The 11107-nt window shown below is 49.3% G+C and carries 7 protein-coding genes; 5 read left to right on the plus strand and 2 right to left on the minus strand.

Features of this window, described 5'->3' with window-relative positions:
- Window positions 1–344: 344 nt before the first annotated feature.
- The gene (locus tag AC58QM_RS35645; protein WP_497289394.1) at window positions 345–638 is read right to left on the minus strand and encodes an ArsR/SmtB family transcription factor; all 294 of its coding nucleotides are present in this window, start codon (window positions 636–638) and stop codon (window positions 345–347) included.
- A gap of 186 nt (window positions 639–824) precedes the next feature.
- On the opposite strand from AC58QM_RS35645, the gene AC58QM_RS35650 reads away from it, so the two are divergent.
- The gene (locus tag AC58QM_RS35650) at window positions 825–1958 is read left to right on the plus strand and encodes an NADH:flavin oxidoreductase (protein ID WP_497289395.1); all 1134 of its coding nucleotides are present in this window, start codon (window positions 825–827) and stop codon (window positions 1956–1958) included.
- A gap of 70 nt (window positions 1959–2028) precedes the next feature.
- Here AC58QM_RS35650 and AC58QM_RS35655 read toward each other — a convergent pair whose 3' ends face one another.
- The gene (locus tag AC58QM_RS35655; RefSeq protein WP_497289396.1) at window positions 2029–3906 is read right to left on the minus strand and encodes an AbfB domain-containing protein; all 1878 of its coding nucleotides are present in this window, start codon (window positions 3904–3906) and stop codon (window positions 2029–2031) included.
- An 869-nt stretch (window positions 3907–4775) separates the two neighbouring features.
- On the opposite strand from AC58QM_RS35655, the gene AC58QM_RS35660 reads away from it, so the two are divergent.
- From AC58QM_RS35660 to AC58QM_RS35675, 4 genes are all read left to right on the plus strand, one after another.
- Window positions 4776–8069 carry an OmpL47-type beta-barrel domain-containing protein gene (locus AC58QM_RS35660; protein WP_497289397.1) on the plus strand — a complete coding sequence of 1098 codons (3294 nt, stop codon included), beginning with the start codon at window positions 4776–4778 and terminating at the stop codon, window positions 8067–8069.
- 174 nt (window positions 8070–8243) lie between these two features.
- Complete coding sequence (locus tag AC58QM_RS35665; protein ID WP_497289400.1) at window positions 8244–9452, plus strand: multidrug effflux MFS transporter; 1209 nt, start codon at window positions 8244–8246, stop codon at window positions 9450–9452.
- A gap of 98 nt (window positions 9453–9550) precedes the next feature.
- Window positions 9551–10393: a hypothetical protein gene (locus AC58QM_RS35670; protein WP_497289398.1), complete on the plus strand. Its 843-nt coding sequence runs from the start codon at window positions 9551–9553 to the stop codon at window positions 10391–10393.
- Window positions 10394–10507: 114 nt separating this feature from the next.
- A complete protein-coding gene (locus AC58QM_RS35675; RefSeq protein WP_497289399.1) occupies window positions 10508–10666 on the plus strand; it encodes a hypothetical protein in 159 nt (52 codons plus the stop codon).
- The last annotated feature ends 441 nt before the right edge of the window (window positions 10667–11107 follow it).

Raw genomic sequence — 11107 nt, forward strand, 5'->3', positions numbered from 1 at the left:
TTAAGACGTTCTTCTTCTTTTAACCTTTTTCCCATGCCGAATCATCTCCCTTATCCCTATTTTAATAAAATGGGTAGGAAGACTCCAGTTTAGTTAGGGGGCCTAGGAGATATTAACAATGAAAACTGCGTAAGTGCAGTTTTTTTTGTGTTTTTTTGCGATTTGGGTGGGGAAAGATGCAAAAAAGCAGTTATTTGTGCTGAAATGGTGGCAAATCAGCATGAAAAGCGGAAAAGGCTGCACATTCGCATCAATTTCTTATTTTTGCTTCGTTCGCGAGTAAAAAGGGTGCCTTTTTGCATGTTTGGCAGAAAGGCGACTAAGTTGCTGTAACAACTCTTTACCTATTCAGGCATCGGCTTGTTGGAGCTCTCGTAGGCTTGCAAGATAGCCTGGAGCAGCCCAGGAAACCGTTCTTCCAGATCGGCTTTTCGTATGGTTAAGAACCGCTGGGTTCCCTGCACGCGGACATGAACGACACCTGCCTCACGCATCGTGCGCACATGGTGAGACAATGTAGATTTCACGACACTGACTTCGATGCCTCCGCACGTGCACTCCCCTAATTTATGAATGTCTGAGATAATCGATAATCGGACGGGATCGCTTAACGCATAGAGGACGGATGAGAGATGCATATCCTCTTTGTCTGGGTGAAATAGTACTTTCAGGATGCTTCCTCCTCGTTAAAATCGTAGTGATTGCATTTTACCATATCCCATGATATATTTCTATTGTTCGATAACAATCGAAGTATGGATACAATCAGTGCGAACATGCATCTTATAAGCAAAACATACTTAATCAATGAACGGAGGAACGACATGACGACTACGAATTCCAAACCATCAATAAATTCCCACTCTGTGGAGGCGTTGTTCAGACCTTTCACACTAGGTAATCTAGAACTAGCGAACCGGGTTGTAATGGCCCCGATGACACGAAGCTTTTCACCAGAAGGTGTACCAGGAGCAGATGTGGTGGATTATTACCGCCGCCGTGCTGAGAATGGTGTTGGCCTTATTATTACCGAGGGTACCCTGATTAATCATCCGGCGGCTACGAACGACCCACGAGTGCCTAACTTCCATGGCGAAGCGGCGTTGGAGGGCTGGAAGCATGTTGCTGATGCCGTGCATGAAGCAGGAGGACGTATTGTGCCGCAGCTTTGGCATGTTGGTATGACACGCAAGAATGGATCACTTCCGCATCCAGAAGCGCCGTCCATTGGACCATCCGGCCTCACGTTAACAGGTGAACAAGTGAATGAGCCGATGACACAGGCGGACATCGATCAAGTTGTGCAAGCTTTCGCACAAGCAGCAGCGGATGCAAAACGAATTGGCTTCGACGGTATCGAGCTCCATGGGGCTCATGGCTACTTGATCGACCAGTTCCTATGGGAGAAAACGAATCAACGTACGGATAAATACGGTGGCAGTCTACTTGCTCGCACGCGATTTGCCGTGGAAGTCATAGAAGCTTGCCGCCGCGCGGTTGGCCCTGATTTTCCAATTATCATTCGTTTGTCACAGTGGAAGTCCAGTGAATATACAGCGAAACTCGCGGATACACCTGAGCTGCTCGGTCAATTGCTTGCGCCTTTAGTCGAAGCAGGCGTAGATATCTTCCACTGTTCAACTCGCAGATTCTGGGAACCAGAGTTTGAAGGATCTGACCTGAATTTTGCAGGCTGGGTGAAGCAGTTAACGGGTAAACCTACGATCACTGTGGGGTCAGTCGGCTTAGATGATGAATTCATGGGATCTTTCAGAGGAAAAAGCGCAGGCACATCTGACATCAACGAGTTGCTTGTCCGTTTAGAAAAGAACGAGTTCGATCTCGTGGCGATCGGACGCGCGCTGTTGGTTGATCCTGCTTGGGCCCCGAAGGTTCGCGACGGACGATTCGATGAATTGCTACCATTCACTGTTGATGCACTAAAACGTTTATACTAATAGTTACAAAGCACAAGAAACGGCCTCTTAGGAGACAGTCTCTTGTGCTTTTTTTATTGCGTTAGCTCACTCAGTAGTTCGTACGCGCAAAAGTGGCATCACTTTTCACTGTCGCCGTGCTTGAAGCGTTAATGACCTCCACACGCAGGACATAGTTGTAATGACGGATGTAGTAGGTAGGCGCGCTGTAGGATTGGAACGAGACTTTGCTGCTGTCGGCCCAACCGGCCACAAGGTTGAAGGTAGCGTCTTGATTAAAAGCTGTCGTGCCATCATATTGGGCAAGGACGATCTGATTACTAGTGTTTTTTCGGATGAAATAGCCTGGGAAATTAATGGACTCCAGTGAAACGCTAGACGTATTAGCTAAACCTGGAACCACACGGAACTGAGAATCCAGAGCAGGTGAGACGTTAGGATCTATACGAAGGGTGTAGTTACTATGACGTATAAAGTAGGTTGGAAAATTGTGAGACGCAAATTTGCTATAGCCAGTGGCATCGGCCGTTGAAGGCCCGAAGAGACGAACTTCGTACAAGGTGGGCGTATACCAGTTGCTCGGATTGTTGAACAGCACCGCATTCACGAGGTTAATCCGTACATAGCGCGCCGTGAAGTGTACTTGATCCGTTGTAAACCCATAGGCGGTATTCGTCGTGCGATCAATCGCAGCGTAGTTGACGCCGTCGTTGCTGATTTCGATTTTGTACTTGTGATAGCCTTCTGAACCTTTGTATAAAAACCAAGAGATATCGACCTCCGTAATCGTCCTCGGTGCTCCAAAATCGACCTGCCACCAAGCTGGCCATGTGGAGCTAGAAGCGGCCCAAGAGCTCTGGGCATTGCCATCTAGCGCATTAGCTGCGGAAGAGCTGGCTGCGGTTGAGCTTGCCGTTGCTGTCTTGCCTGTGGCGTGATTCACGTGCGTTGGCAGCGTGACAGTGCCCGTTACGGCATCAATGTTCCAAGAGCTGTACCAGTTCAGCGTGGCCGAGGCGCTCGTGTCATTCAATGTCAGTGGCAGCCAAATGTATTTATGATCGCTCAAGTTCAGCGGATTCCAACGGTCAGCCATATAAATGTAACTGGTCGTCGAGCTGCCTGTGACCGTCATGATGTTCTCGATTTGCGTGGCGTATGCCGCAGGATCTCCGAACGGCGAAAGTGCAGACCAAGTGCCTGTCATAGAAGACGTCGTAGCATAAGCTCCTTGATTTGGGTACCAGCCGGACGCTTGGGAGGTGAACAGGTAGTAGGTGTTGTTCTTCTTCACGACGGCAGGCGCTTCGCGATAGCCATTCTCGAAGATCCAGCCGACGAAGGAAGAGACATTCGTGTAGCTGGCGTTGAGTTGGAAGATAGCCATCGTGTCGTTGGCGCCGCCGTTTTTGCGGGAAGCCGTCACGAGGTAGGCGGAACCGTTCGTATCAGCGAATACCGTCATATCACGGGATTCATAGTTAAGTGGACGGAAGCTGCCTTGGTAAGTGAAGTTTCCGTTTGGTGTAGAGCTCGTGGCGACGGCCACGCGGCCCAAACTATAGTCGGTGCCATTTTCATAATGGGCCCATAAGACGTACATGCCAGTAGAGGCATTGTAGATAACTTTCGGCCGCTCGATTTTGCTGGAGTTAAGCTCGGTCGCAGAGTTTTTGGTGAGGATCGCGTTGCTGAAGGTCCAGTTTTTGAGATCTGTTGAGGTATACACATTTACACTATCGAACGTTCCGCTCACCGCATGCTCGCCGTACCAGTAGTACGTTGATCCTAATTTTAAAATATTGCCGCTTCTCGCTTGGATCTCATTACCTGCCGTATCGGTCCAGTTTGAGCCATTCGAGATGGTAACACTTGCAGCGCTTGCTTGATGCGGGATGAGCGCCAAAAACACAGCAGCCAAGAGTGCATACAACAGTGTGGTGAGCATTCGTCTTATGTAGATTGTCATTCGTTAACTTCCTCCTTCTATGAATGGGATGACTGTCACTCAGCATGCTCTGAGCTCGGGTCTCTACTTTATCGTACGAACTTGTGTAAGCGGTTACAACTGAACGAAAGTGATATTCATGAACAATATTGCGGAGCGGCGAATGAAGATTCAGCAGGTACCTCTAAATAACTGATATATGGAGTGCCTGCCTTGCTCCTCCCACGGAATAACTGGAAAACCTCCATCTAAATTTGTGATATTCGAGGTGTTTAATGAACTAACTGGAAAACATACAGCTAATTTTGGCCATTCTCACCTTTTTTACTGAATCGGGCTGAATTACCTGTATTTTTTCCATATAAATCCAATTTGTGGAGGGATCTAATGATTTTAACTGTATAATTTCCATCTATGTACATGGGGGGGGAGTGGACGCACAATAGTAGGGAGTACTGGTAGATGTGAGATGAGGGGGGAGTGGACGCGCAATAGTGGGGAGTACTGGAGGATGTGAGATGAGGGGGAGTGGACGCGCAATAGTGGGGAGTACTGGTGGATGTGAGATGAGGGTTTGGAGGTAACAGTGAGACACAATGGAGCGTGACAAAAGGAGCTGGACAGGAGGATGTGAAATGAGGGGGGCTGCCCAAGATGCGGGTGACGAGACACTGTTTTATGGCTGGGTACAGGCAGAATCTATGCTCTTTTGGAAATCTGTCTAGTTATTTGGTATCCTGCACAAATTTCCATGTCTTTACAATAAAATAGCAAATTTCGCAATTATCCTATGGTAGAATAAGAGCGTTCTTAATAGCTTGTCTGTCCGATAAGCAAGCGCTTATGTAGAAAAGATTTTGACTCAGCCAATAAGCTAAGGAGGAATTGCAATGAGTAAGCTCAAAGGATGGAAGTCGAGATTATGGAAGACAACGCTGGCGTTGACAGTAGCCATACCGTTCCAAGTGTTGGCTGCGAGCAGCTGGCAGACGGTGATGGCGGAGGGGCCGACAGATCCGGCACCCTTTATTGAAGCTAAAGTCGTTAACGGGAATGCAGGGAAGAAAGTTCTTTTTGACAATACACACGAGCAGACAGCTGGAGCAGCGGATTGGGTCATTGATGGGGCTTTTTCGGATTTCGGCAATGCGTTAGCGAATAATGGTTATTATGTAAAAGAACTGCGCAAAACGACGCCAATTACGTTGGCCGATTTGAGCGGTTATGATGTTTTCGTGGTAGCGGAGTCCAATGTTCCGTACAAAACGAGTGAGCAAAACGCCTTAGCCCAATATGTGGCTGGTGGCGGCAGCATTTTCTTCATCGGCGATCACTACAATGCCGATCGCAACAAGAACCGCTGGGACGGCTCCGAGGTATTCAACGGCTACCGCCGAGGTGCCTGGACGAACCCAGCAGCGGGGATGAACGCAGAAGAGACTGCCTCCTCTGCGATGCAAGATGTAGCCAGCTCGGACTGGCTGGCTACGCAGTTCGGTCTGCGTTTTCGCTTTAACGCCCTCGGCGACATTAATGCGAATAACATCGTAGCGCCTGCGCAAGCTTTTGGGATAACAACAGGTGTCTCCAGTGTCGCGATGCACGCAGGATCTACGCTAGCCATTATTGACCCGACGAAGGCGAAGGGCATTGTGTACTTGCCGCAAACGAATGAAGCTTGGGCGAATGCGGTGGATCAAGGCGTCTACAACGGAGGCGGTGTTGCGGAAGGCCCGTATGTGGCTATTTCGAAAGCAGGCGCAGGCAAAGCGGCCTTCATCGGGGATTCCTCACCGGTTGAGGATGCAACGCCCAAATATGTGCGCGAGGATACAGGCGCGAAGAAGACGACGTATGATGGGTTTAAAGAAGTAGACGACGGCATCCTGCTGGTGAATATGGTGAACTGGCTGTCTACCAAAGAAAGCTACACGAGCTTATCTGAAGTTAGTGGCTTGCAGCTGGATCAGCCGACAGCTTTGCTGCCTTTTGAAGCTCCGGCAGCATCGACGGAACCACAGCCAGAGCCGTGGGCAGCACCAAACGCGGGCTACAAATGGTACGACCGCAGCACATTTAAGCCAGGCTCCTATGGTGGCCCAGCGGCAACGGCGAGTGCTACGTACAGCTTTGTAAAACAAGCAGTATTGCCAAATGCGGCGGACTTTCCAATTAGAGTCGTTGTGGATAACTTGCCGCCTTCAACGACCGTAACGGGCTTCAGCCTTGGTATCTACTTAGTTACCGGCGGATCACAAATCGCCAAAGTGCAGAACGCAGATGGCACTTGGCCGACAGCTAATGGTTACAGTGCAACGTTCAGCGTAACCGCAGACATCAACGGACACGCGACGAAGGATCTGAATGTACGCGTTGTCCCGGGAACGACCGCACCAGCGAATCTCAGATTGCGTCAGAATGGCACGAATCTGAAAACGGAAGCCGTCACGCTTGGAAACGTACCTGCGGAGAACTTGCCGGAAGAGGAGAATCCGATCCCTGCGAAGATCGCCATCTCGGAAGCACGTGCGAAAGCAGCAGGTACGTTGGTTACGGTAGAGGGTGTTGTTACGACGGAGCCAGGTGCATTTGGCGGGCAAGCCTTCTATTTGCAAGATGCAACAGGCGGCGTGTACGTATTCCAAAGCTTGAGTGGCTTCCACAAAGGGGACACGGTAAAAGTAACAGCCTTAACAGCGCTATTTAACACGGAGTTTGAGCTTGCTGATCCTGTAGAGATTGCCAAAACAGGCGTCGCTCCACTCCCAGCGCCTACGCCGGTATCCGCTGTAACAGCGGACAACCAAGGACAATTGCTCACACTTAACGATGTAACGATCAGCAACATCATTACGGCAACACCGACGGGTTCATTTGAATTCGACGCTATCAAAGACGGCGTAAGCAATCACATTCGTGTCGATACACGAACCGGGTTATCCTTAAGCACCTTCCCATATACAGCCGGGCAAAAGGTGACGGTTCAAGGTGTTGGCGCTATTTTCAAAGGTGTATTCCAATTGAAACCACGTGGCTTGAGCGATTTCAGTGTGGTTGCAGATACCGCAGCACCAGTAACGACAGCGACCCTATCCAGTACACCGAATGGAGCAGGATGGTTCAAGAATGACGTAACGGCAACATTAACAGCTGTAGATGATCAAGCGGGGGCAGTCGTCACACAATATGCCATCAATGGCGGAACTTCGGCGGCCTACACAGCACCAATCGCGATTGGTACTGAGGGTACAACAACCGTGAGTTATTCCTCTACCGATGCTGCGGGCAATGCGGAAGCTGCGCAGTCCTTGCAAGTGAAGCTGGATAAAACAGCGCCAACTGCGATCCTTACGGAATCGGGTCATGCTGTCAAGGATGTAACCGAAGCAACTTCAGTGACATTCGAATTGGCTGTCAACGATGCGATTTCGGGTGTTGTTGATCAATCTCTGACCTTGGATGGCCATGCCATTACAAGTGGTCAAACGATTGCTGCAGGCAGTCTAGCTGTAGGTGCGCACACGGTGGCCTATCTTGTAGCGGATGCTGCAGGGAACACGACAAGTGGTACGCAGACATTTAACGTGGTTAAGAAGCCATTATCCATCGGGGCTCCTGGTCAGCCTGTTTTAACCTCTAATGCCGGATACTCCGGTTTAAAAGATGGCAACTACACGATCACGATGAACATGTGGTGGGGGAATAATGGCACTATTTTTAACCTATACGAAAATGGTTCACTCATCAGCACGAAGACACTTTCAGATGCTTCCCCAGCGGCTCAAATCGCCAAAGTTGATGTAACTGGCAAACCAAATGGCACATACACGTACACCAGTGAACTTATTAATTTATTCGGTACGACGACTAGTCAGCCTCTTGTAGTAACAATTACAGACGCATCTCCAGGTAAGCCTGTCTTATCAAACAATAACTGGGATGGAGATGGCAACTATCAAGTCACCATGAACATGTGGTGGGGCACGAACGCAACAGGGTATCGCCTCTACGAAAATGATGTGCTCATCGAAGAGAAAGGTTTGCAAGCCGCATCGCCACGCGCACAAAGCGCTGTCACAGCCATCGCGGGTCGCGCCATTGGCGTTTATCAGTATCGCGTCGAGCTGTTCAACGCAGCAGGTGTGACATCAAGCGACGTAGTGAGTGTTACCGTTACGAAGTAAGCGAATGTAGAGCATGAAGAACAGCCCTTCTGGTTGGAGACCAGAGGGGTTGTTCTTTATTTTGAGTGGTGGGCACTCGTCAGCGGTAGGTAGTCCCTTTGTGATGAACTAACTAGACAAAAACATATCCCAATGGTAGGTTAAATGGATAATTAAGAAAGTGTGTGATTGATGATGTCTATTGCTTCGCAAGCCAAAGAAACAACGGGTGGCAGCCGTTTATGGATGGTGTTGGTGCTCGGTTTACTCGCCTCCTTCGGGCCACTTTCCCTCGATATGTATTTGCCTGCTCTGCCTGTCATTGCTGGTGACCTCCATACGACAACTTCGCTCGCCCAAATGAGCTTAACCGCCTGCATGCTCGGTCTCTCCTTAGGCCAGCTCATAGCTGGATCGGTGAGTGATGTACGCGGAAGACGCATGCCTTTGTTGGTTGGCCTGTTGATTTATGGCATCTCTTCTACACTTTGCATGGTTGCTCCATCAATTTGGGCGTTCCTGATCCTACGCTTCGTACAGGGGATGGCAGGAGCTGCGGGGATCGTGATCTCTAGGGCTATCGTTCGTGATATGTATGAGGGGGTTGCGTTGACGAAGTTTTTTGCGTTGTTGATGCTCGTTAATGGTTCGGCTCCAATTCTAGCTCCGATTATCGGCGGCCAGCTGCTGCAATTTACCTCATGGCGCGGGGTATTCCTTGTGCTCAGCTTGATTGGTGTTGTGATGCTTATCATTGTTGTATTTGGGCTAAAAGAAACACACCCGCCTGAACGTCGCTCCAAAGGCGGTCTTACCAATACGCTTCGTATTTTCCGTGGCTTGCTCACAGACCGATTGTTCATGGGCTACGCGTTAACGCAGGGGCTTGTTTTTGCTGGCATGTTCGCTTATATTTCGGGGTCGCCGTTTGTTTTGCAGGATATATTTGATGTGTCTCCACAAATGTTTAGCGTTATTTTCGCGGTTAATGGGGCTGGCGTCATTCTTGCTGGTCAAATTACAGGGCGACTCGCGGGCAAAGTTAGCAATCACCGTCTGCTAGCTGGTGGCTTAGCTGTAGCTGTTCTCGGCGGTCTGCTGCTGCTCATTGCGACACTTAGCGGGGCTGGGCTCATCTTGATTTTGCCAGCATTTTTCCTTATCGTCGCTTGTATCGGTCCCGTATCCGTATCGACTTCTTCCTTGGCTCTGCAAAATCAAGGCCAAACAGCCGGCAGCGCCGCAGCATTGCTAGGACTCATGACCTTCGTCATCGGAGGATTAGTGGCACCGCTTGTCGGACTTGGCGGGAGCCAAACGGCTGTGCCGCTAGGTATTATCATCGCCGTCATGGAGCTGGGTGGCGTGCTTTGCTTCGTTTGGATGACGCGAGAAAAAACTTGATCAGCGCTCACCTTTTTTAAAAAATTCAAAGATTTTTCACAATTATCATTTATACTGAAGAAGAATTGACCAATTTTTGAAAAAGGTGGGTACTACGCATGAAGCGCATCCATAAAACGTTGCTTATCGGCACACTCGCAGCTGGATTATTGATCAGTGGCGGATTCGTACTTCAGTATAATCAAGCATTTGCTAACGACACAGCTTCTACGACGTCATCAGTACCTAAGAAGTTTCAGGATAAACATAGATTTGAGAAACATCCAGCACCACCGAGGGGCGGGTTTGACTTTGGAAATGGCGGTTTTGGCGGCGTAATCGACTTTGCTTCCATACTGGGTATAGATAAAGGCGTACTCAAAACGGAACTCGAAGCGGGCAAAACGCTCGTTCAAATCGCCCAGGAGAAAGCGAATCTCAGTGAAGATGCGTTGATTGCTAAGCTGACTGAGGCGGAAACGACGAAAATCGATACAGCACTAAGCTCGGGGAAAATGAAGCAAGAGCAAGCGGATAAGCTCAAAGCAGGTCTTGCTGATCGGTTGAAAAAAATCGTTGAAGCCAAATCTCACGCAATGGATTTTGATAAAAAGCCAATGCCTCGCGGCGGTAACATGCCTATGCCTGGTAGTGCATGGGGCAGCCCGAAAGAAATCGCTGCGATTCTCGGCATTACCGAGGAAGAACTGGCTGCAGAGCGTAAAGCAGGGAAGTCCCTTGCCGAGATTGCGGCTGCCAAAGGCATCACGCAGGATCAGTTGATCGCCAAGCTCAAAGATAGCATGACAGATGAACTGAAAAGCTTCGTCGAACGCAAAGGCGGCGGCGAGCGCCCAATTCCACAGCCACACGGAGATGGTGGTTCGTTCAAAGGTAAACCAGGACGTGGTGGCGAGCATAGACCTGCGCCGCCAGCGCCACCAACACCGTCAGGGACGTAACTCATGTTGAATAAAGGTTGCCAGTATCGAGCACATCGAGCGAGGCAACCTTTTTTTGTGTCGATTGGGGGAAATGGATGAAAGAGAAGAGTAGTCCGAAGGAGGAGTAGTTGAATGGAGGAACTCATCGGGCATTGTCGCACATGTGAGAAACCCGTTTATTGTAGAATGGGGTTTCTAGATGGCGTCGTACAACCGGATAAAACGCTGTTATGTTTTGATTGCTCTGCTGATGTACACGAGGTGCAAGTGATGGCGGATAAGGAGGAGTGAATGGTGAACTCTGACGCTAAAAGGAAAGGGCAGCTGCTCTAACTGGTGATTCTCGCTATAACAAACTAGCTTGCGCCAACAATTGCATCCCGTCAGAGCAAATTAGCTTGCACTAACAGGTGCATCCCGTCAGAACAAATTAGCTACTCCACAATTCCTGTCCCAACCAACATGAGAGTAATTCCGTCACTGTCCCTCCCTCGACGCCACTCTTCCGTAGTGCATTCCCCAATTCCTTCTCTTTCACTCCCCAGCTTTACACGTAAACCCGACATTAGATGGAAAAAGTACAGCTATTGTTGAAGGATTTCGTTGAAATGAGCAAATAACTGGAAAAATGCTCTTCTGTCAAGAAAGTGGACGTCACTAAGTTATGCGACCCGTTGGTAATATAGTTGCTCAAATTGAGCGGGAGATATGTAGCCAATGGTGCTATTCGAC

The sequence above is a fragment of the Paenibacillus sp. J22P165 genome (assembly GCF_059692015.1).

Excerpts from the sequence above, each read along its gene's own strand:
- AC58QM_RS35645 (WP_497289394.1), bottom strand. The coding sequence starts at position 638 with ATGCATCTCTCATCCGTCCTCTATGCGTTAAGCGATCCCGTCCGATTA.
- AC58QM_RS35650 (WP_497289395.1), top strand. The coding sequence starts at position 825 with ATGACGACTACGAATTCCAAACCATCAATAAATTCCCACTCTGTGGAG.
- AC58QM_RS35655 (WP_497289396.1), bottom strand. The coding sequence starts at position 3,906 with ATGACAATCTACATAAGACGAATGCTCACCACACTGTTGTATGCACTC.
- AC58QM_RS35660 (WP_497289397.1), top strand. The coding sequence starts at position 4,776 with ATGAGTAAGCTCAAAGGATGGAAGTCGAGATTATGGAAGACAACGCTG.
- AC58QM_RS35665 (WP_497289400.1), top strand. The coding sequence starts at position 8,244 with ATGTCTATTGCTTCGCAAGCCAAAGAAACAACGGGTGGCAGCCGTTTA.
- AC58QM_RS35670 (WP_497289398.1), top strand. The coding sequence starts at position 9,551 with ATGAAGCGCATCCATAAAACGTTGCTTATCGGCACACTCGCAGCTGGA.
- AC58QM_RS35675 (WP_497289399.1), top strand. The coding sequence starts at position 10,508 with ATGGAGGAACTCATCGGGCATTGTCGCACATGTGAGAAACCCGTTTAT.